The sequence below is a fragment of the Pseudomonas sp. KU43P genome, from assembly GCF_033095865.1.
Lineage (GTDB): Bacteria > Pseudomonadota > Gammaproteobacteria > Pseudomonadales > Pseudomonadaceae > Aquipseudomonas.
This window is the reverse complement of sequence record NZ_AP019365.1, coordinates 3,003,338-3,024,066: the sequence shown is the minus strand read 5'-3', so window position 1 is coordinate 3,024,066 and position 20,729 is coordinate 3,003,338. Positions and strand designations below refer to the sequence as shown.

Genomic DNA, 20,729 nt, shown 5'->3' with positions numbered 1-20,729 from the left:
GGGTGATCCGGTGGCGAACGAGCCCGGCCGGCCTGGCCCGAGGCTTTCGTCCCGCATGCCCGCGCCATTTGCCAAGGGCAACGCGACATGAAAACACTGGCCAAGCTCCCCGTCACCATCGTCACCGGCTTCCTCGGCTCGGGCAAGACCACCTTGCTCCGCCACATGCTCGACAATGCCCAGGGCCGGCGCATCGCGGTCATCGTCAACGAGTTCGGCGAACTCGGCATCGACGGCGAAATCCTCAAGCAATGCAGCATTGGCTGCACCGAAGAAGAAGCCACCGGTCGCGTCTACGAGCTGGCCAACGGCTGCCTGTGCTGCACCGTGCAGGAAGAGTTCTTCCCGGTCATGCGCGAGCTGGTTGCCCGTCGTGGCGATCTTGACCACATCCTGATCGAAACCAGCGGCCTGGCCTTGCCCAAACCTTTGGTACAAGCTTTCCAGTGGCCGGAAATCCGTACCGCCTGCACCGTCGATGCGGTCATCACCGTGGTCGACAGCCCGGCCGTGGCTGCCGGCACCTTCGCGGCCTACCCGGATCAGGTCGATGCCCAGCGCAAGCTCGACCCCAACCTGGACCACGAATCGCCGCTGCATGAGCTGTTCGCCGACCAGTTGGCCAGTGCCGACCTGGTGGTGCTGAACAAGGCCGACCTTATCGATGCCGAAGGCTTGGCCAAGGTCCGCGCCGAAGTGGCCGAAGAGCTGCCGCCGGCGGTCAAGGTGATCGAAGCCAGCAGCGGCCGCCTGCCGCTGGACGTGTTGCTGGGGCTGGGGGCAGGGTCTGAAGAGCACATCGACGGGCGCCGCACCCACCATGATTCGCACCACGACGGCGACGACCACGACGACCATGACCACGATGCCTTCGACTCCATCTCCATCGACTTGCCTGAGGCCGACGAAAGCCTCCTGCTCGACGCCTTGACGCAACTGGTGGTGGAGTTCGGCATCCTGCGTGCCAAGGGTTTCGCCGCCATCCCCGGCAAACCGATGCGCCTGCTGGTGCAGGGCGTGGGTACCCGCTTCGACAAGCACTTCGACCGCGCCTGGCGTGCCGACGAGCCGCGCGTCACCCGCCTGGTGCTGATCGGCCAGGACCTCGATGCCGTGCAACTGGAAGCGCGCCTGCGCCAGGCCCTGGGCGCCTAACCCATGCACCTGCTGCGGACCCAGCCCGGCGGCTTCGTGCCGGACGACAGCATTGCCGACCTTGGCCAGACACCCGCCGAGCTGGTGATCCTCTGCAGCGGCGACTCGCACCTGGCGTTGCTCGCCGAAACCGCCGAGCAATTGCCCGATGACTTTCCCAGCCTGCGTCTGGCCAACCCGATGCAGGTGCAGAACCATGCCTCGGTCGACCTCTATGTAGAAGAGGTGCTGCGCCACGCCAAGGTCATCCTGGTGTCGCTGCACGGCGGCGTTGGTTACTGGCGTTACGGCGTCGAGCAGTTGGTGGCACTGGCTGCCCGCGGCGTGCAGTTGATCCTGGTACCGGGCGACGACCGCCCGGACCCGGAGCTGACCGACCTGGGCACGGTAACCGGTGCTGCGGCGGAGCGCCTCTGGCACTTTCTGCGCCAGGGCGGCAAGGCCAATGCCGTCAACCTCTTCAACTGCCTGGCCAGCCTATGGCTGGGGCGTGACTACGCCTGGGACGAGCCGCAACCCTTGCCGCGCACGTCGGTGTATCACCCGAGCAAGGCCAGTGCCACGCTCGAGGATTGGTACGGGCAGTGGCATGCCGAGTACCCAGTGGCGCCGCTGTTGTTCTACCGCTCGCACCTGCAGGCGGCCAATACCGCCTTCATCGACGTGTTCTGCCAGCGCCTGCAGGCCGCCGGGCTCAACCCGCTGCCGATTGCGGTCGCAAGCCTCAAGGAAAGCGCCTGCCTTGAGCAGGTGGAGCAGTGGCTGGACGAGGTCGGCGCCGAGGTGCTGATCAATACCACCGGGTTTGCCTTGTCCAGCCCAGAACGCCCCAGCCAGCGCCCGATTCGCCGAGATATTCCGGTGCTGCAGGCCATCTGTGCGCAAGACAACCAGCCAGGCTGGCAAGCCAGCGAGCAGGGCCTGGGCGCTCGTGACCTGGCCATGCACATTGCCTTGCCGGAGCTCGACGGGCGCATCATCACCCGGCCGGTCAGCTTCAAGGACATGGCCTGGCGCAGCGAGCGCAGCCAGTCCGATGTGGTCTGCTACCGGGCTCACCCCGAACGCATGGACTTCGTCGCCGAACTGGCGCGCCGCTGGGTGGAACTGGCACGTCTGCCCAATGAGCAGAAGCGCGTGGCCTTGGTGCTGGCCAACTACCCGACTCGCGACGGGCGCATTGGCAATGGTGTGGGCCTGGACACCCCAGCCGCTGCTTTGAACATCCTCAATGCTCTGAAAGCCGAGGGCTACCCGCTGGGCGAACTGCCGAACAGCGGGACCCAGTTGATTCACCAGTTGCTCGGTGGCGTGACCAACGACCTCGATCATCTGGATCAACGCCCATGCGCGCAAAGCTTGAGCTTGGCGGACTACAACGAGGCATTCGAGCGCCTCCCTGCGGCCAACCGTCAGGCGGTGATCGACCGCTGGGGGCCGCCCGAGCAAGACCCGATGTACCGCAGTGGCCGGCTGATGGTGGCCGGCCTGCGTTATGGCCTGACCTTCGTCGGTATCCAGCCGGCCCGTGGCTACCAGGTCGACCCCAGTGCCGTGTACCACGATCCGGACCTGGTCCCTCCACATGGCTACTTGGCGTTTCATTTCTGGCTGCGCCATGCCTTTGCTGCCGATGCTGTGATCCACGTCGGCAAGCACGGCAACCTGGAGTGGCTGCCCGGCAAGGGCGTTGGCCTGTCCGCCGAGTGCTGGCCGGACGCCTTGCTCGGCCCGCTGCCGAACATCTATCCATTCATCGTCAACGACCCGGGCGAGGGCGCCCAAGCCAAGCGCCGCACCCAGGCGGTGATCATCGACCACCTGATGCCGCCGCTGACCCGCGCCGAAACCTATGGCCCGTTGCGCCATCTGGAGCAGCTGGCTGACGAATTCTATGAAGCGCAACTGCTCGACCCAAGGCGAGCCCGGGAGTTGCAGCGCGATATCCTCGAACTGGTCAAGGCCAACCACATCGACCGCGAACTGCAGCTCGAAGGCCAGTTGGACGACGCAGCGGTATGGCTGCCACGCCTGGATACCTACCTGTGCGACCTGAAGGAATCGCAGATTCGCGATGGCCTGCATGTGTTCGGCCAGTCGCCCCAGGCACGTTTGCGGGTCGATACCTTGCTGGCCTTGCTGCGGGTGGAGCGCGCGGACGGGCGCGGCGGCAATGCCAGCCTGCTGCGCACCTTGGCCAAGGCGTTGGCGCTGGGCTTCGACCCGCTCGATTGCGACCTCGGCCAGCCTTGGGACGGCCCTCGACCGCTTCAACTGCAGGTAATGAGCAACGAGCCGTGGCGCACGTGCGGCGATACCCGAGAGCGGCTTGAGCTGTTGGCGCTGAAACTCATTGAACAGGCCTTGGGCGCAACCGTGCCATTGCCCGACGAACCCGGCTGGGAGCCTGTGTTGGCGGTGCTTGACGCATTGTGTGAGCAGGTCGCGCCAGACCTCGATGCCTGCGGGCCAGCAGAGATCAACGGCTTGCTCGCCGCCTTGGCGGGGCGCTTCGTCCCGGCCGGGCCCAGTGGCGCGCCCAGCCGCGGCCGACTGGATGTGCTGCCCACCGGGCGCAACTTCTACACCGTGGATGTGCGCAACCTGCCCACCACCACGGCCTGGCGCCTGGGCTTCGCCTCGGCGAACCTGATCCTCGAACGGCACCTGCAGGACCATGGCGACCACCTGCGTCAGCTTGGCCTGTCGGTGTGGGGCACGGCAACCATGCGCACAGGTGGTGACGACATCGCCCAGGCCATGGCACTGATGGGCGTGCGCCCGGTATGGGCCACCGGCAGTCAGCGCGTCGACGATTTCGAAATCCTGCCCCTGAGCGTTCTGGACCGCCCACGGGTGGACGTGACCCTGCGCGTCTCAGGCTTTTTCCGCGATGCCTTCGGCAACCTGATCCGCCTGTTCGATGCGGCGGTGCAGGCAGTGGCGGCGCTGGATGAACCTGATGATCAAAACCCGCTTGCTGCCCGGGCCCGTCACGAACGCGAGGCTTTGCAGGCTCAGGGTGTGGCACCTGAACAGGCGGCGCGCGAGGCCGGTTGGCGAGTGTTCGGCGCCAAGCCCGGCGCCTATGGCGCCGGCGTGCAGAACGCGATCGATGGCCGCCTGTGGCACAGCCGCGATGACCTGGCCGAGGTGTACCTCAACCATGGTGGATATGCCTATGGCGCCAGTGACGAAGGCACGCCGGCCCGCGCCCAGTTCGCTCGGCGCCTGGGGCAGGTACAGGCTGTGCTGCAGAACCAGGACAACCATGAGCATGACCTGCTTGATTCCAATGACTACTACCAGTTCCAGGGTGGCATGCTGGCGGCGTCCGAGACGCTCGCGGGCGCGCAGGTGGCGAGCTATCACGGCGATCACAGCCAGGTCGACCGGCCGCGCATTCGCACCCTCAAGGAAGAGCTGAACCGCGTGATCCGTGCCCGCGCCTTGAACCCCAAGTGGATCGACGGCGCCAAGCGCCATGGCTACAAAGGGGCGTTCGAGCTGGCGGCGACGGTCGACAACCTGTTCGCCTTCGACGCTACCACGCACCTGATCGACGATCATCATTACCAGTCGCTGGCCGATGCCTATGTGCTCGACCCGGCAACCCGCGACTTCATGCGCGAGCACAACCCAGAAGCACTGCGCGACCTCACCGAGCGATTGCTGGAGGCCCAGCAGCGCGGGCTTTGGGAGCAGCCGGGCGATTATCGCGAAGCGCTGGAAGAACAACTGCTCGATGGCGAGGAACAGGCTTGATATGAGTGAACCCGTGCAATTTCCCTTGGCCGCCGTGGTCGGCGCCGAGGACCTCAAGCTGGCCTTGTGCCTGACCTCCATCGACCCGAAGATTGGCGGCGTGCTGATCGAAGGGCCGCGCGGCATGGCCAAGAGCACTTTGGCGCGTGGCCTGGCAGACCTGCTGGGTGAAGGGCCTTTCGTGACCTTGCCGCTGGGTGCCAGCGAAGAGCGCCTGGTCGGCACGCTGGACCTGGATGCCGCGCTGGGCCAGGGCAAGGCGCAGTTTTCTCCCGGCGTTCTGGCGCAGGCCGATGGCGGCGTGCTGTATGTCGACGAAGTGAACCTGCTGCCCGACACCTTGGTGGACTTGCTGCTCGATGTGGCCGCCAGCGGTACCAACCGTGTCGAGCGCGATGGTATTTCGCACCGGCACAGCGCCCGTTTCGTCCTGATCGGCACCATGAATCCCGAGGAAGGCGAACTGCGCCCGCAGTTGCTCGACCGCTTCGGCTTGAATGTGCTGCTCGAAGGGCTGCCGGCACCCGATGCGCGGCAACAGATTATTCGCCGCCGGCTGGCGTTCGACGCCGACCCGCAGGCCTTCTGCGCGCAATGGGCTACGGCCCAGGCGCAACTGCGCGAACGTTGCCAGGCGGCGCGCCAATCCCTTTCGGCGATTGCCTTGGACGATCAGGCGCTGGCCTGGATCACCGAGCGTTGTTATGCCGCAGGTGTCGATGGCCTGCGTGCCGACCTGGTCTGGCTGCGCGCCGCCCGTGCACATTGCGCCTGGCGTGGTGGCAAGGCGATCGAGGAGGGTGACGTGGAAGCCGTGGCGGAGTTCGCCCTGCGCCACAGGCGCCGCTCGCCGCCGGAGCACGCCGGCCAGGCCACACCACCGGCAAGCCCCCGTGGCGATACGCAGAGCCAGGGCGGGCAGGGCGACTGGGGGCATTACCGGCTCAACCCGTCACCAGCGGTGCACGGCGCGAGGTACCGAACTGGGCAAAAAAGCCCTGAGCATCCGCGCACCGGGCGACAAGGTGGCGGATGCCATGCCCCGTACCGGCAGCCTGAAGGGTGCCAGCCGTGGTCGTGCCCAGGCGGCGGGCAAAGGCCGTGTAGCCTGGCTGCCGACGTTGCTCAAGGGGCGCCCTCGTCAGCGCAATGACCTGTGCTGGCAGCAGCGTCACGCCCAGGCTGGCGAGCTGTGGCTGGTGATAGTCGATGCTTCGGCCTCGACCCGGCGTCATCAGGCGCTGGCGCAGGCCAAAGGCCTGCTGGCCGAGTTGTTCGACCAGGCGTATCGCCAACGCGCCCGGCTGGCGTTGCTCACTGCCAGTGGTAGCGCGCCGCAATGGCAACGCCATGGGCTCAAGGCGTCGGCCGCGTTGCAGCCTTGGTTGCAGGCGTTGGGGGCGGGTGGCGGCACACCGTTGATCGAGGCGCTGGGGCAGGCACGTCGCTGGCTGCAAGCCAGGCAGAAAGCCCACCCCCAAGAGCTTCAGCGCTGCCTGGTGTTCACCGATGGCCGCTTGCAGCGCTGGAATAGCGTGCACCCCATGCCTTGCGCCACCTTATTGGTAGACATGGAATTGGCGCCGGTTCGCCTGGGGCGTGCGCAGCAAGTGGCTGAACAACTGCAGGCTGATTACCAGCATCTCGAACAATTCAAGTTAATGCACTGAGTAGTGAATGGGCGGTGGGGCGCGACACTATGTCGCAATAAAAAAGTTGCCTGAGCGGCACGCCGGAAGTTGTACAAGTGCGTGCCGGGCACGCACTTGCTGGTCGACCGTTGCTATTACTTCGGCATCGACCAGGGTTGCAGGTCATAACCTTTGCGGGACAGTTCGGCGCGCACTTCCTCAATCAGGCTGGCCCATTGTGCAGGGTCCGAATAGATAGACGAGGACACTTGCTTGCTGCCGATACGGGTGCTGGTCCGGTCGATCACTGCCAGGCTCAGCTCACCAGTCCCGTTGGGCGCATCCCAGGCAACGCACTGGAAAGGTTCGAAGGCGTGGTCGGCAATCAGCAGGGCTTCGTTGACACGGAGCGAGGCATTCATGGTTCGGTCTCTCTATGGTCCCAAACAGCGTAATGAAGGTCCGCGTTACTGCTACGTCGCTTCAGCGTATCGCGATCTGCAGTGCGGGGTTATTCGTACTGATGCTCCAAGTTGGGGGTGGAGTCACACAGCGTTGATATTTTTTTTCAAATTTGAAAAGTTTTTATTGTCCTGCGCCGCCTGTGACGCCAATTAAATTGAAAAATTCCCGCAGGGCTCGGCCGCCACAGAATCGGGCAGACAGACGGTAGTGAGCACCGTCAAGTTCGTTGCTACTGTTAAATCGGCGCCGCAACTTACTGTTTTCACGTAAAAAACCACAAATTGGCGCCAAGGAACGGTCATGCACGAAACCGCAGCCCTTCGTCGCTTGCTCATCGTCGACCCGTGCGATGATTGTCACCGTTTGTTACCAGGCCTGGAGAGTGCAGGTTGGGATGTCCATAGCTGTAGCCTGGACCTGGCCCTGGAGCACCGATGCGACCTTGGGCTGTTGCGTCTGCAGGAGTCCCACCTGCGCCACCCGGATGCGGTCAAGGACATGATCAAGCGCAGCAACACCGAATGGATCGCGGTGCTCAATGCCGAGCAATTGCGCATGCAGAACGTCGGTGACTTTGTCTGCGAGTGGTTCTTCGATTTCCATACCTTGCCATTCGACGTGTCCCGCGTCCTGGTGACCCTGGGGCGTGCCTTTGGCATGGCGCGGCTGCGTGGCAAGGGCACCGCGCCGATCAATGACCAGGAGCATGAGCTGCTGGGTGACAGCCGGCCGATTCTCGAACTGCGCAAATTGCTGGGCAAGCTGGCGCCCACCGAGTCGCCAGTACTGATTCGCGGCGAGAGTGGCACGGGCAAGGAGCTGGTGGCGCGCACGCTGCACCGCCAGTCACAACGCTGCGAAATGCCGTTCATCGCCATCAACTGCGGCGCGATACCTGAACACCTGATCCAGTCCGAGTTGTTCGGGCACGAAAAGGGCGCCTTCACGGGGGCGCATCAACGCAAGGTCGGGCGCATCGAGGCGGCTCACGGCGGGACTTTGTTCCTCGATGAAATTGGCGACTTGCCGCTGGAGCTGCAAGCCAACCTACTGCGTTTCCTGCAGGAAAAGCACATCGAGCGGGTTGGCGGAAGCCAGCCGATTCCGGTCGATGTGAGGGTGCTGGCTGCCACCCATGTGGACCTGGAAAAGGCCATCGAGCAGGGGCGCTTCAGGGAAGATCTGTATTACCGGCTCAATGTGTTGCAGGTGGTGACTGCGCCCCTGCGTGACCGGCATGGCGACCTGTCGATGCTGGCCAACCATTTTTCCCATTTCTACAGCCTGGAAACCGGCCGCCGGCCGCGATCCTTCAGTGACCATGCCCTGGCTGCCATGGGCCGGCACAACTGGCCCGGTAATGTCCGGGAGCTGGCCAATCGAGTGCGGCGGGGCCTGGTTCTGGCCGAAGGCCGGCAGATCGAAGCCCAGGACCTGGGTTTGCATGTGATGGAGCAGGAGGAACAGCCGCTGGGAACGCTGGAGGACTACAAGCACCGTGCGGAACGCCAAGCGCTGTGCGATGTGCTCGTCAGGCACAGCAACAACATGAGCATTGCCGCGAAGGTGCTCGGCGTGTCGCGGCCGACGTTCTACCGGCTGCTGCACAAGCACCAGATCCGCTGAGCTCCCACAGCAATCGCGTCAACGTGCAGAAGTTGAGCAAGACGCTTGCTCCGTCAGCTGGACTGGGCGAGATGGCCGTCCGAAAGCTCTTCAACCGTTTCTTCTTCACCCGGCAGCGCTGTGATGACGCTGAAATCGCTCACCTCGACCTCACCCCCGCCGTACCCCAGCAAGTGAAAGGAGAATGCCTTGCGCAGGGTAGGGTTATCGAAGCCGAACTCCATTTCCAGCGGCTCATCGGCCGTCACGCGGATTTCTTCGGGCAGCCCCAGCGGCACGTCCTGCTCCAGTTCCTTGGCCTTGAGCTGGATATAGGCGACATGTTCCCGGTCTAGTGCTCGCACCTTGACCCGTACCCGGGTATGCGAACCTTCTGGCATTTCAAGGTACTGAGCGCCAATCAGGTTGTCGGCCCAGTCATCGCGAATACGCGCCTGCAACGGGATGGCCGAAGGGCCACCGAACTGGTAGCGCAGGTTGAGCGGGGTTTGCAACAAGGACTGGTCGAGCACTCCTGCAAGGGCGGTGAGCTGTGGCCCGGTGCGGCTATCTGCCGGGCCGAGGTAGCGGGCCTGGTCGGCAATGAAGCCCTGGCTGGCATAGCGGCGGCAACGTTGCTGGAAGTCGCACTCGGTGAACACTCCTTGCCCGTCGTGGTAACGCAACATGCCGTTGGTGTAGGAGATCATCTCCCGCCCGCTGTCGTAATCGCGCATCAGCGAGCGCCCGCCCAGCGCAACCGGTATCGGCAGGGCGAAGTAGTCGAGCAGGGAGGTGGCCAGGTCGATGTGGCCGTAGGTACCTTGCTTGATAGGCGGCAGTTGCGCCTGTTCCGGTGCCAGCAGCAGGTTGAAGCCCCAGGACGAGGCCAGGCGCACCCCGTCGATACCGTGGGATTCGTCCGACGTCACCACCACCAGCGTGTCCTTGAGCACACCCTGGCGCTCGAGGTTGTCCAGAAACGCGCCCAGCGCATCGTCCAGGTAGGCCACGGCCGCCTGCTTGGGCGTGTCGTAACGGGCCAGGTAGTCGGCCGGCGCCGAATACGGCTGGTGAGTGCCCACGGTCAGCAGGGTGAGCATCCACGGGCGCTCCTGCTGGCGCAATTGCCCGACATAGTTCAGGGCGCCTTCGAAGAACGCCCGGTCGTCCTTGCCCCAGGGGAATTCCAGGTAGTTTTCATTGCTGAACCACTCCTGGCCATGCACCGCGTCGAAGCCGATATGCGGCATGATTCGGTCCTTTGCCATGAAGCGCAGGCCCGCCCCTTGCAGGTAATGGGTGCTGAAGCCGGCCTGGCGCAACTGGGCCGGCAGGCAGGCCTGGTTGCGCTGCTGCTGGGTGAGCAGTTCCATGCCTTTGGGCGTACCGTTGGCCAGCTTGTCATAGTCACCGCAGAGCATGGCGTAGAGGCCGCGTATGGTCTGGTGGGTGTGCAGCACGTAATCGGGCGTGTTCATGCCGCGCTCGGCCCAACGGCTGAGGTTGGGCATGAGCTCCTGGTCGAAGCGGCTGTGCAGGGCCTGGCGGTTTGGCCTTACGTAGGCGCCGGGAATGCCTTCGAGGGTGATCACCAGCAGGTTGCGCGCACTGCCCGGGGCGGCCAGCAGCTTCTGACCATGCAGATCGGCCTGGGTCAGGCCGGTACTGGGCATCGGAGTGATGGGTTGTTCATGCCCGCCCCAGGCCACGACGCGGCGTTGCAGGTCGTTGACGCCCGCAGACAGCAGTTGGTGGGAAAGGTTGTACTGGCGCCACTGGTCGGCGTCTGACGGCGCAAGCTGCTGGCTGCCCCAGTGCACACCGAACAGCAGCACTGGAATGGCGAAGGCCCAGCGCGGCAGTGCAGCGCTGCGCCGACCACGGCTGCGCCAGGCACTCCAGCACCAGGCCAGCAGGCCGGCAACCATCAACCAGGGCAGCCAGGCGTGGGCGAGACCACCGCCGGTGGAGTTTTCCATGAACTGCGGGTCGATCAGGTACCCCAGGTCACCACTGTTCGGTAGCCTCCCGACAGCGCTGACCAGCTCTGCCGAGGCCACCCACAACGCCGCCCAGGCCACCAGCACAGGCAGGGCCAGCCACCAGGGTCGACGGTGGAGCAGGCACACGAGCAGGCTGCCAAGGGCCAGGTCCGACACGTATCCGAGCGGATTGGACCAGCCCAGCAAGGCGCGCGTGTTCAGTGGAATCACCAGCACCAGGGTCGCCAGAACGACGAGCCGGGAGTGCGGGTGGCCAAGCAGGTTCTTCACGAAAGCTTTCCTTAAATTGACTTCAGATTGTCATATCGCTGTGCACGATGATAACAGCCCGGTGCCTGGAAAGCCGGCGGCTACAAGGTTGGTTACCAAAACCCGGCCCCACTGTGGGCCAGGTAGCGGCAAGGCGAGTCAGAAGTAGTACGGGAACTTCAGGCTGAAGGAGAAATCCGGTGAATCGTCGGTAAGTCCGATCGCAAGGTTGGGAACGATGGTGAGGTTGTTGCTGGCGGCGAAGGTCAGGCCGACGTTGAAGTTGGCCGCGTTGTAGTCGCTGTTGGTGATCGACTGCCAGTCGCCGCCATCAGGCTTGATCTTGCTCTTGCGGGAAAACTGGTCGGTGACCGAGAACGACATGCTCATCTTCTCGTTCAGAGCGAACGCGATACCGCCGCCGATCTGCCAGGAATCGCCGAGCTTCACATCGCCCGGCACCTTGGTGTTGACCGTGGGGCTGATATCGCTGAACGAGTCTTGCATGTTGTAGGTGTACGACAGGCTGCCGAACAGGACCGCGGGGTCGAAGGTCTTGACCAGCGAGATGCCCGGGGTGATGGACCATACACCGTTGCCGGTCGGCAGGTCTTCCGGGACTGCCAGGTTATCGTTGCCAGGGTCCTGGATGAGCTTGATGCCGTAGGGGTCTTTGCCAGTCGGCGCCTTGACCCGGAGGGTGGCGACGGCGTCTGGCCAGTTTTCCGACTCATCGATGAACTTGTAGGCCACGCCGACGTTGACATCGCCGATCATCGGGTCGCGAGTAACGGTGCCATCGGAACTGACCCCGGCGGCACCGCCTGCGCCCCCGGACGAGTAAGTCGACTCACGATAGACAATGGGTACGTTTATGTCGAACTGCCAGCGCTGGTCGACGTTGTAGCGGGCTGTCAGGTCCAGCGTCCAGTTGTCGGCCTTGATTCGGTCGATGTTGATATTGCCAAGGAAAATCGAGTCGAGTGCCAGGAAACCGTTGAGGGTCAGGGCACGGGTGTCGTAGTGGGTATAGGTCAACCCGGTTTCGACGCTGAACTTGCCGCCGCCAAAGAAGCCACTGGCTTCGTCATACAGGTTCGACACGCTCTGCGCCGGCTCCGAGTCGTCTCTCAAAGACTCCCCGTAAGAGCTGCCGGTGGTGCCCGGAGCCCCAGCTGCCACGGTCTGCGCGCCTTTTACCCCCTCGGCCGGCGACTTGGTCAAGCGCTTGGGCGCAGGTGTCGCCGGTGCTTCCTCGACCTGGCGAAGGCGTTGTTCCAGCACCATCAATGCATTCTGTTGAGCTTCGTAGCGTTGTTTCAACGCGATCAGTTCTTGTTTCAGTGCTTCGACCTGTGGGTCGGTTGCTGCTTGAAGCAAAGTGGCCGGGGCCAAGGTACTCAAACAAACGATAGCTCTCAACGTCAACAAACGATGCATGGATTAGCCGTCCCTTCTGACTACTTGTTCGATGAGACTGAGCGTAGATCAGTATCCGCCGTTGCGAAGACCTTTGAGCTGGTCGAGGTTTGCATTCATCGGCCCAGCCGTGGCAGGGCTGTCGCGCAGCACGACATTCAGCTCCGTCAGGTTGCGCACCTGATTGCCGGCGCCGAGCAGGGTAGTGTTCTGCATCAGCCCGCCCTGGCCCAGACGCTGCAGGGTAGCGCCCTGGTTGTTGCTGGCGACGATGCCGAGCTGTACACCGGTGCCATTGGCGGAAACGCTCAAGGACCCTGCGCCGTTGGCACCGACCAGCGTCTCGCCGGCGGCCAGGGGGCGGCCTTGCGTCTGCGTGGCAGGCGCCGCGTTGCCCTTGGTGACATTGATCCCCACGTTGTTGTAGGCCGAGTTGTAATCACCGGCGGCACGTACCACCTGGGTCACGCCCTCGGTGGTGTTGAGGCCGCTGCCGCCTGTGACGGTACCGGTGCCCGGGCCTCGGGACTGCGAGGTGCCGGTGCCTTTCTGATTGATCATCGAGACATAGAACTGTGGCTGCAGGGTCGAATGCTGGATCTGCATCGTCGAGGTGGCGCCGATCACTTCACCATTGGCGTTCTGCCAGGTGCTGGTCATCACCACCCCGAAACTGACGATGCGCCCAGGCAGCACATAGCGACCGCGCAGGTCTGCCAGTTCCTGATCCTTCAGCTCGATGGGTTTGAACGTCTGTGCCTGGGTGGGCAGGCTGGCAGCCAGGCAAATGGCGGCGAGCCAGAATGAAGTCTTCATGGGATGCTCCCGGGGCGTCTTGCCCCTTGTCATTAGAAGAAGTCGCTTTGGATGAAGCCGAAGTCCATCAACTCTGCATCCTTCACCGGTGTGAAGTTGTTGATGCGATTCTTGGCGCTGAGCGGTAGAGGCGGGTCGAGCAAGATGTTGGACTTGTCGTACCCTTGGCCGATGACGGCGAAGATGATGCCGTTCCAGCCTTTCACGAAATCTTCGACCTTGAAGCGTTTGTGGCCCAGTACCGGGTCACCGATGTAGACCCAGCCTTGGTCGACTTTCTGCATCACCACGAAGTGCTTGTAGCCGCGGATGTCCATCAGCACCACCACGGGGATGCGGATGCTGTTCAGGGTCTCGGGGGCAACCCGGTAGCCGCGGGCCCGCATACCCAGGCTTTCCACGTAGCGCTTCATGTCGAGCATCGAGAAGCCCTGGGTGCGCACCAGGTCCTGGTCGGCATTGGCCAGCATGCCCTCGATCACGTGTTGTTCGTCCACGTCCAGCCAGTAGGCCTGGCGCAGGATGGTTGCCAGAGAGGCCGCGCCGCAACTGAAGTCGGTTTTCTGTTGCACCAGGTCGGCGAACTTGCGTTCGCGGATGCTCTGGATGGGCTTGTAGATCACCGCGCCGCCAGGCAGGACGGACAACGGCATTTGGGCTGCTTCGCTCACACTGGCCATGCACAGCAAGAACGCCAAGGCGATAATGCGCATGTTCGATGCCCCCAACGAATTAGGTTGAAAGAAGGCCCCCCGAAGGGGGCCTCCAGGCCACAGCGGTTACATCGAGGTGTTGGAGATGGCCAGCGAGTTGCTTTGCTGGTTGCCCACACCGGCTGCCACGTTGACGCCCAGGTTGCCGCTGCCGCCATTTACCGAACCACTGAGGGTTGCGGTGTTGGTGACAGGGTTGGCCCAGCCGGTCGGGGTCAGCACTTGGAAGGACACGGTGTTGCTCAGGTCATACGAGTTGGCTTCGTTGTAGCTCTTCGAGATGCTGTCCGAAGATTGCGAGGCTTTCTCGCCGGACTTCTCGTAGGCCGAAGCATTGGCTTTCTCCCATGCCGACTGGCGAGCCTTCTCGTAGGAAGTGTCGCGAGCCTTGTCATAGGAAGAGTCGTGGCTACGGTCATACGCCGAGTTGGACGCGGTGTCGAAGGACGAGTTGAAGGACTTGTCGAACGACGAGTTGCTGGACGACTCGTGCGACTTGTCGATCGATGCGTCCAGCGAAGCATTGAGCGATGCGTCGAAGTCGCCGCTGCGCGAGCGAGTGAAGTTGCCGAAGGTCTGCGACGAAGAGGCGCTGCCCGAAGCGCTGGCATCGAGCGAAGCGTTCACCGAAGCGCTAGACGAGGAGCTGTGGTCGCTGCTCGCCGAACCGTTGGCCGCCCAGTTGTTGGAGCCGTTGGCGCTGCTGTTGTTGCTGCCGCTGGCGCTGCTGCTGTGGGAGCCGCTGGCGGTCATGCTGCTAGACCCGCTGGCGCTGCTGCTCTTCGAACCGCTGGCGCTGCTGCTGTTGCTGCCCGCTGCGCTGTAACTCGAGCTGGAGCTCTTGTCGATGCTCGCATCGAAGTTGCCACTGCGCGAGGACGAACCGCTCGAGGTGGTGGTGAAGGAAAGCGTATCGATCGTGTAGGTGCGATCGGCGCGGTTTTCCACGGTCAGGCCAGGGCCGTTCTGCTCGGCAGTGGCGGTGGCGGTGGAGTTACCAATAGGCGCACTGTTGTTGGCAATGGCCATGGTGTTTTTCTGCTGGTTGAGGTCGCCGCCAGCAATGTTGATACCCACGTTGCCGCTGCTGCCGTCAGCCGAGCCGCTCATGACCGCAGAACTTTGGGTCGACCAGTTCTTGACCATGTTGTTGTTGCTGAACTGACGCACGCTTGCGGTGGCTTCGGAGTTGCCGAAGACGAAGCTGTTGTCGATCGCAGCATTGTCGGACGCGGTGTTGGCAATGGCAGCGGCGTTGTCTTGTTGGTTGCCGTTACCGGCTGCCACGTTGACACCTACGTTGCCACTGGCGCCGGTGCCGGAGCTACTCATTTCAGCTTCGTTGACGGTGCCTTCGTTGAGGATCTTGTTGCCAGTGCTGCGTTGAGAATCGTCAGCCCTGGCAGTGGCGCTGGTGTAGACCTGTTTGGCCGGTGGTGTGTGGTTATTGTTGTGGCCATGGCCACGCCGGTCGTTCTGATCCGCTTGTGCAGCAACAGCCATGACCGCAGCAATTGCGAAAACCAGAGGCTTGATTGCCATCGAGGGTTTCATGGTGTTTCTCCGTCTTCTTTAGGTTAAGTGTTGTGCTTACTTACACCTGTCGGGTCAGTTCGCGACCCGTACGCTCAGGGTGTTTGCCGTCTGGTTACCCACCCCGGCGCTCTGATTCAGCTGAATGACCCCGCGGCTACCGGTGAATGCCTGGTCACCGGTGGTGACGTGGCGATAGCCGGGAGAGGTATCAGTCGGATCGGAGCTGTTGATCAGCGCCACGTTCTGCTGCAACAGGACGCTGTCATCGATGCTTTGCGGTTGTGTACTGATGCTGATGCGCAGGGCGTTGGCCTGCTGGGTACTGGCGCCTGCGCTCTGGTTCACGCCCAGGGCGCCGCTGCCATGGCTGAAGGCATTGCCCTGGATGCTGGCACGGGCATCCATGTTGGGGTCGACGATGGAGATTTGCCGCTGGCGGATCTGCGTGGTCGCGGCGGCCGAGGGGCCGGTGGCGATCGCTCGGGCGTTGGCTTGCTGCTGCAGGTCGCCGGCCGCCTGGTTGACGCTGAAGTTGCCTTGGTACTGAGCGCCGGAGCTGTCGATGTCGGCGTTGTTGATCACGGGTACCGGGGACTGGGCGAAGGCCGATGCACTGCACAGAGTGGCCAGGATTAACAGCGCTTGCCTCATCTCATTTGCCTCCGGTCAGGATCTGCAAGGGCGCCAGGCCGCGCTGGACGCTTGAGTTGACCATGTTGGAGATGCCGTTGCCGGAACCTGAACCACGGCCGGCCGCCAGGTTGGGGAGCTGGGTCTGGTTGCCGATGTTGCCGCCTACGTTGTTGGTCTGTTGAGTGACCAGCGAAGAAATGCCCGTGCCGCTGGTGATGTTGGCAAAGTCCCCATCACTCAGTTCGTTGGTTTGCTTGAGCACGTAGGCGGAGGGGTTGGCATTGGCAGTGGTGGGGTATGGGTCGGGCGCCAGCGGCGCGCGGGTGGCAATGCGTGGCTGAACATCGCGGGTGATGACGATGATGCCGTTGTCAGCCTGCACCGGAACGCTGAAACCCGCGCCCAATGCACAACCGACCAGCAGCAGGCGGCAGATGCCATTGTCCAGTTTTCCCATGACGGCAATTCCTTCTTCAGCGCTGGCCTGAATAGGCGTTGCGAAGAGGAGAGCAGAAGGCGTGCCGCTTTTGGTTATTTGCGGTTAATCAGTGGCTTGCAGAAACTTGTTGGTGGTCTTGGGAGGTTGATGTAACAGCGTTGAGACAGTTTTTGTGCAGCAGGGGCGGATTTTCGGTATGGATGTTGCTCGAAGGGCAGTTTTGCGCAATGTTTCACCAGCTTGACACTCCCCCCGCAATGGGTGGGGAAGTCCGCAACTACGGGGGTCAAGGCCCGCCGAGGTGTGTCAGCGGGTTAACACTCGGTAGGGCAAACCGGGGGTTTTCCCAGCAACAGGCCCTGCACGGCGCGCAACGCCGCAGCACTGCGTTCGGGCCAGTCGCCCTCGATCACCTGCAAGCTTTGCCGATGCTGCTGCAGCCAGCCAAGGCTGTCGCCGAAAAACCGTTGCCGGTCGGCAAGGTCGGGCTGGCTGCGTTGGCCATCGGCGACCCAGTCCACGCCTTGCGGGCTGAGCAACAAGTGCAGGTCATAGTGGCGGGAAAGCAAGGCCTGTTCCAGCCAGGCCGGGCACTCCTGGAACAGCGCCCGGCTCCAGAGCATGTTGCTGAGCAGGTGGGTGTCGAGGATCAACAGCTCCGGGGCCTGCGCCCGCGCCTGGTCTTCCCAGGCCAGCTGGCCCTGGGCGATGGGCGTGATATCGGCATAGCAGGTGTCGCGGCATTCGCGGTCGATGAAATGGCGCACATATTCACCCACCACCACGCCGCCGAAGTGCGCCTGGATTTCACCACTGAGCCAGCTCTTGCCGCTGGACTCGGGGCCACACAGCACCAGGACCTTCATGCCTGCAGCGCCAGATCACGGCGCCACTCCAGCCAGCCGCGCACGGCGATCAGGGTCAGCACGGCGAAGAACCCGGCGGTGAAGTACAGCTGCTGGTGCAGGTACTGACCGACGTAGGCCACATCCACCACCATCCACAGTGGCCAGCACTGCACACGCTTGTGCGCCATCCACAGCTGCGCGACCAGGCTGAAGCCGGTCAGCGTGGCGTCCAGCCAGGGCAGGGCGGCATCGGTCCAGTGGGCCATGGACGCGCCCAGGGCCACGCTCATCAGCAGGCCCGCAGCCAAGCCGGCGGCCAGTGCCGGCGCCTGCAGGCGCGAAACCTGGCGCGCCTCTTCGACCCGGCCCGGGCGCTTCCATTGCCACCAGCCATACAGTTGCAGCGCGGCGTAGGCCAGTTGCAAAAGCATGCCCGAGTACAGCTTCACATCGAAGAATAGCCAACCATATATAAGCACCATCACCAGGCCGATCGGCCAGCACCAGGCGTTCTGCTTGACGGTTAGCCACACGGCGGTGACGCCGAGCACGGCGGCGATGAGTTCGAGGCCGGACATCGGCGATCCTTTGGACGTTGCGGGGGCGCGATTGTATCGCGAAGTGCAGCAGACGCCAGCGCTAAATGCGAAGTTTGATTGAGTGCGCCACCGAAAAAACTAGCATTTTTGTCAGTTGTTGTGGAAGGCGGGCAACTTTAGTCTGGCAGTGCAGTTATATCAACTCACCTATAAAAGGCAAATGTCATGAATATCCTGGCAGGTAAAGTTACGTCCGTAATAAGTGTGCCATTGATGATCTATGCGACGGCTGTTAGCGCTGATAGTTGTGAGGCCGTTGTGCAGCATATTAGCCGCTGGTACAACAGCACACCTTCGAGTTGCGGCCCCGATCCCGCGGTAGACTGCTCGGGCGTGATGATTCGTGGTACCCATCGCTGGGATGAAGACGGTAACAAGCAGCCTCAGCGTTATGATGTATGGAACCCCAGCCCTGCGTCGCAGAAATCCGGTGGTGTTTCGGTTTCGTGGATGCGCAGTGATGGTATTGGGTATGTTGACCCCGGCATGAACGCCAATAACGGGATTATCTTCACACCCCGGCAATTTGTAGACCGCCCCCTCGCCAAGCTGGATGTATTTTGTGCCTATCCGATCGATGCCTGGACAGACTATCGAACCGAACGGGGGTGTGGAGATTTTTCTCAAACTGCTCAGGTTGAAGAAAGCTGTCAGGCACTGGGCATCCGTGATTTGAAGGGCTGGAGCCAGCAATACGCGGCGCTTGGCGTAAAGCCGGTTTCCATGACCGGCAGGCCCAACTCGCGTGAATCCATCGGCGTGCGCAGGATGTACCCAGCGGGTCGAATCAACCGATTGGTGCTCAGGTCTTGGCGAATCCAGCTGAACGAGGTAGCGCCCGTCTTGATGGCATAGGGGCTGTAGTCCCATGGGTTGAACGGGCCGTCGTCGACCATCCTGAGGGTCACACCACTGCAGTAGTAATGGCCCCGCGGGGCTTGAGTGTCAGGCTCCCGGCAAGCATCGGTAACGGTATTGTAGTTACGGTTGATGCGCTGCAATGTCTGTAAAGGATCGAGCGCGACAGGGGGCTGAGCATTGGCCAGGGTCGGGGAAAGGGCCGCCAGCAGTGCGGTGCAAAGATAACGAGTTTCCATGGTTAACCTCCCATTTTCAGGAGGTTTAACGGTGCTGCGTGCCTTTGGGGGCGTCTACTGGCAGAAATATCAAGTGCTGGTCGAAACCCCTCTAGCCTGCTGTTTGTAGAGGGGGCTTGCTGTCAGCTGACGCGGAACTGGCCGAGCAGTTGTTCCAGTTCTGCACTCAGTCGCGTCAATGCCAGGCCTGCATCGCTCGACTGTCGCGCGGCCTCGGCGGTCTGCTGTGACAGCCCGGCGGTGTCCAGCACGTTGCGGTTGATTTCCTCGACCACATGCGACTGTTGCAAGGTTGCACTGGCGATCGAGGCGTTGAGCGACGTGAGGCTATGCAGGGCCTGGTTGATGGCGCTCAGGCTGGCACCGGCCTCGCGAGCCTGCTCGACGGTCTGGCGCGAGGCTTCGCTGCTGGTGTCGATGGCTTTCACCGCCGCATCCGACTGCTTCTGCAGGTGCTCGATCATGGTGTGGATTTCGGCGGTCGACTGCGCCGTGCGCTGGGCCAGCAGGCGCACTTCGTCGGCCACCACGGCAAAGCCGCGGCCCTGTTCGCCAGCGCGCGCCGCTTCGATGGCTGCGTTGAGGGCAAGCAGGTTGGTTTGCTCGGCAATGGCGCGAATCACGTCCAGCACGCCTCCGATCTTGGTGTTGTGCCCCGCCAGGTCGCGGATCACCTGTACGGCCTGGTCGATGGTCAGCGACAGGCGATCGATCTGCTGCAGGCTGCCGTGGATGGCCTGCTGACCATGCTCGACCTGTTGCTGCGCCGCGTGCATCTCGCCGGCAGCCTGTTCGGCAGTCTTGGCCACGTCCTGAACGGCGTAGGTGACTTCATTGACGGCGGTTGCCACCTGGTCCATCTGCAGTGACTGCCGGGCGCTGTGCTGTTGCGCGGCGCCTGCGTTGTCGCCGACATGCCCGGCAGAGCGGGCCAGGGCATGGGCGGCCTGCTGCAACTCGCCCACCACCCCCTGCAGCTTGCCGTTGAACCGGTTGAAGTGATCGCCGAGCTGGGTGATTTCGTCGCGACCGTGGGTATCCAGGCGGCGCGTGAGGTCGCTTTCGCCACTGGCGATGTTGCCCATTGCCTGTACGGCCTCTTGCAACGGCCGGGCGATGCTGCGGGCAATGAGCATGACCATCAGGGCCATGAGCAAGGCGATGCCCACACCCACCAGGGAGGCGTCACGCAGCTGGCGAGCGAATTCGGCCTGGACGTCGTCGACGTACACGCCCGAGCCGATGATCCAGCCCCAGGGCTGGAACAGCTGGATATACGAGGTCTTGGCGACCGGCTCGCTGGCACCAGGCTTGGGCCAGCGGTAGTTGACAGGGCCCGCGCCCTGGCTGCGGGCAAGGGCGACCATTTCGTTGAATACGGCAAACCCGTCCGGGTCGCGAATGGCGGAGAGGTCCTGGCCGTCGAGCTTGGGGTTGGCCGGATGCATGATCATCTTCGGCCCCAGGTCGTTGATCCAGAAGTAGTCGCCCTGGTCGTAACGCAGTGCACGCACCACTTGCAGCGCTTGCTGCTGGGCTGCTTCGCGGCTCAGTGTGCCGGCAGCTTCCAGGCTCTGGTAGTAGGTCAACACACTGGCGGCGGTCTGCACCACGTGGCGGGTCTTTTCCGCTTTGGCCTGGTACAGATCACCATGGATCTGGCGCAGCATCAGCAGGCCGAGCACCAGCAGCATGGCAACCGCAACCACCAGAATCAGCCACAGACGACGGCTGATCGACATCGACCTCAAGG

Annotated in this window: 15 protein-coding genes and 3 pseudogenes; 5 read left to right on the top strand and 13 right to left on the bottom strand. The window is 62.9% G+C overall.

What is annotated here, in order from left to right; translation table 11 throughout:
- The first annotated feature begins 87 nt into the window (after positions 1 to 87).
- The 4 genes and pseudogenes from cobW (at position 88) to KU43P_RS13735 (ending at position 6,590) form a co-directional block, all read left to right on the top strand.
- On the top strand, positions 88 to 1,155 hold the full coding sequence (cobW, locus tag KU43P_RS13750) for a cobalamin biosynthesis protein CobW (protein ID WP_317657925.1): 1,068 nt from the start codon (positions 88 to 90) through the stop codon (positions 1,153 to 1,155).
- A 3-nt stretch (positions 1,156 to 1,158) separates the two neighbouring features.
- Positions 1,159 to 4,920, top strand: a complete 3,762-nt coding sequence (gene cobN, locus KU43P_RS13745; protein WP_317657924.1) for a cobaltochelatase subunit CobN — start codon at positions 1,159 to 1,161, stop codon at positions 4,918 to 4,920.
- 1 nt (position 4,921) lies between these two features.
- Positions 4,922 to 5,922 (top strand): annotated as a pseudogene (locus KU43P_RS13740) (ATP-binding protein).
- Positions 5,923 to 5,957: 35 nt separating this feature from the next.
- The gene (locus KU43P_RS13735) at positions 5,958 to 6,590 is read left to right on the top strand and encodes a vWA domain-containing protein (RefSeq protein ID WP_317657923.1); all 633 of its coding nucleotides are present in this window, start codon (positions 5,958 to 5,960) and stop codon (positions 6,588 to 6,590) included.
- 116 nt (positions 6,591 to 6,706) lie between these two features.
- Here the strand turns inward: KU43P_RS13735 and KU43P_RS13730 are convergent, their stop codons facing one another.
- Positions 6,707 to 6,973 (bottom strand): hypothetical protein, encoded by a 267-nt coding sequence (locus KU43P_RS13730; protein ID WP_317657922.1) that lies wholly within the window; start codon positions 6,971 to 6,973, stop codon positions 6,707 to 6,709.
- A 343-nt stretch (positions 6,974 to 7,316) separates the two neighbouring features.
- Here KU43P_RS13730 and KU43P_RS13725 point away from each other — a divergent pair, with 343 nt between their 5' ends.
- Positions 7,317 to 8,642 (top strand): sigma-54 dependent transcriptional regulator, encoded by a 1,326-nt coding sequence (locus tag KU43P_RS13725; protein ID WP_317657921.1) that lies wholly within the window; start codon positions 7,317 to 7,319, stop codon positions 8,640 to 8,642.
- Positions 8,643 to 8,695: 53 nt separating this feature from the next.
- On the opposite strand, the gene KU43P_RS13720 is transcribed toward KU43P_RS13725, so the two are convergent.
- From KU43P_RS13720 to KU43P_RS27050, 12 genes and pseudogenes are all read right to left on the bottom strand, one after another.
- The gene (locus KU43P_RS13720) at positions 8,696 to 10,897 is read right to left on the bottom strand and encodes an LTA synthase family protein (protein WP_317657920.1); all 2,202 of its coding nucleotides are present in this window, start codon (positions 10,895 to 10,897) and stop codon (positions 8,696 to 8,698) included.
- Between the two features lie 138 nt (positions 10,898 to 11,035).
- Positions 11,036 to 12,316 carry a hypothetical protein gene (locus KU43P_RS13715; protein WP_317657919.1) on the bottom strand — a complete coding sequence of 427 codons (1,281 nt, stop codon included), beginning with the start codon at positions 12,314 to 12,316 and terminating at the stop codon, positions 11,036 to 11,038.
- Between the two features lie 48 nt (positions 12,317 to 12,364).
- Entirely contained in the window at positions 12,365 to 13,111 is a 747-nt protein-coding gene (locus KU43P_RS13710) for a hypothetical protein (protein ID WP_317657918.1), read from the bottom strand.
- A gap of 32 nt (positions 13,112 to 13,143) precedes the next feature.
- Positions 13,144 to 13,824 carry a C39 family peptidase gene (locus tag KU43P_RS13705; protein ID WP_317657917.1) on the bottom strand — a complete coding sequence of 227 codons (681 nt, stop codon included), beginning with the start codon at positions 13,822 to 13,824 and terminating at the stop codon, positions 13,144 to 13,146.
- 66 nt (positions 13,825 to 13,890) lie between these two features.
- Complete coding sequence (locus KU43P_RS13700; protein WP_317657916.1) at positions 13,891 to 15,378, bottom strand: heme utilization protein; 1,488 nt, start codon at positions 15,376 to 15,378, stop codon at positions 13,891 to 13,893.
- A 54-nt stretch (positions 15,379 to 15,432) separates the two neighbouring features.
- Positions 15,433 to 16,011: an adhesin gene (locus tag KU43P_RS13695; protein ID WP_317657915.1), complete on the bottom strand. Its 579-nt coding sequence runs from the start codon at positions 16,009 to 16,011 to the stop codon at positions 15,433 to 15,435.
- Between the two features lies 1 nt (position 16,012).
- On the bottom strand, positions 16,013 to 16,450 hold the full coding sequence (locus KU43P_RS13690) for a hypothetical protein (RefSeq protein WP_317657914.1): 438 nt from the start codon (positions 16,448 to 16,450) through the stop codon (positions 16,013 to 16,015).
- A gap of 296 nt (positions 16,451 to 16,746) precedes the next feature.
- Positions 16,747 to 17,298, bottom strand: coding sequence for an AAA family ATPase (locus tag KU43P_RS13685; protein WP_317657913.1), 552 nt, complete (start codon positions 17,296 to 17,298; stop codon positions 16,747 to 16,749).
- Entirely contained in the window at positions 17,295 to 17,858 is a 564-nt protein-coding gene (gene pnuC, locus KU43P_RS13680; RefSeq protein ID WP_317657912.1) for a nicotinamide riboside transporter PnuC, read from the bottom strand. The genes KU43P_RS13685 and pnuC overlap by 4 nt, the downstream gene beginning before the upstream one ends.
- A 728-nt stretch (positions 17,859 to 18,586) precedes the next feature.
- Positions 18,587 to 18,976: pseudogene (locus KU43P_RS13675) on the bottom strand (DUF2599 domain-containing protein); the annotation flags it as partial.
- Positions 18,977 to 19,098: 122 nt separating this feature from the next.
- Positions 19,099 to 19,836: a methyl-accepting chemotaxis protein gene (locus tag KU43P_RS27055; RefSeq protein WP_411567256.1), complete on the bottom strand. Its 738-nt coding sequence runs from the start codon at positions 19,834 to 19,836 to the stop codon at positions 19,099 to 19,101.
- Between the two features lie 138 nt (positions 19,837 to 19,974).
- Positions 19,975 to 20,646 (bottom strand): annotated as a pseudogene (locus KU43P_RS27050) (cache domain-containing protein); the annotation flags it as partial.
- Between the last annotated feature and the right edge of the window lie 83 nt (positions 20,647 to 20,729).

Coding starts and splice junctions, on each gene's coding strand:
- cobW (WP_317657925.1), top strand. CDS start 88: ATGAAAACACTGGCCAAGCTCCCCGTCACCATCGTCACCGGCTTCCTC.
- cobN (WP_317657924.1), top strand. CDS start 1,159: ATGCACCTGCTGCGGACCCAGCCCGGCGGCTTCGTGCCGGACGACAGC.
- KU43P_RS13735 (WP_317657923.1), top strand. CDS start 5,958: ATGCCCCGTACCGGCAGCCTGAAGGGTGCCAGCCGTGGTCGTGCCCAG.
- KU43P_RS13730 (WP_317657922.1), bottom strand. CDS start 6,973: ATGAATGCCTCGCTCCGTGTCAACGAAGCCCTGCTGATTGCCGACCAC.
- KU43P_RS13725 (WP_317657921.1), top strand. CDS start 7,317: ATGCACGAAACCGCAGCCCTTCGTCGCTTGCTCATCGTCGACCCGTGC.
- KU43P_RS13715 (WP_317657919.1), bottom strand. CDS start 12,316: ATGCATCGTTTGTTGACGTTGAGAGCTATCGTTTGTTTGAGTACCTTG.
- KU43P_RS13710 (WP_317657918.1), bottom strand. CDS start 13,111: ATGAAGACTTCATTCTGGCTCGCCGCCATTTGCCTGGCTGCCAGCCTG.
- KU43P_RS13705 (WP_317657917.1), bottom strand. CDS start 13,824: ATGCGCATTATCGCCTTGGCGTTCTTGCTGTGCATGGCCAGTGTGAGC.
- KU43P_RS13700 (WP_317657916.1), bottom strand. CDS start 15,378: ATGAAACCCTCGATGGCAATCAAGCCTCTGGTTTTCGCAATTGCTGCG.
- KU43P_RS13695 (WP_317657915.1), bottom strand. CDS start 16,011: ATGAGGCAAGCGCTGTTAATCCTGGCCACTCTGTGCAGTGCATCGGCC.
- KU43P_RS13690 (WP_317657914.1), bottom strand. CDS start 16,450: ATGGGAAAACTGGACAATGGCATCTGCCGCCTGCTGCTGGTCGGTTGT.
- KU43P_RS13685 (WP_317657913.1), bottom strand. CDS start 17,298: ATGAAGGTCCTGGTGCTGTGTGGCCCCGAGTCCAGCGGCAAGAGCTGG.
- pnuC (WP_317657912.1), bottom strand. CDS start 17,858: ATGTCCGGCCTCGAACTCATCGCCGCCGTGCTCGGCGTCACCGCCGTG.
- KU43P_RS27055 (WP_411567256.1), bottom strand. CDS start 19,836: ATGGACCAGGTGGCAACCGCCGTCAATGAAGTCACCTACGCCGTTCAG.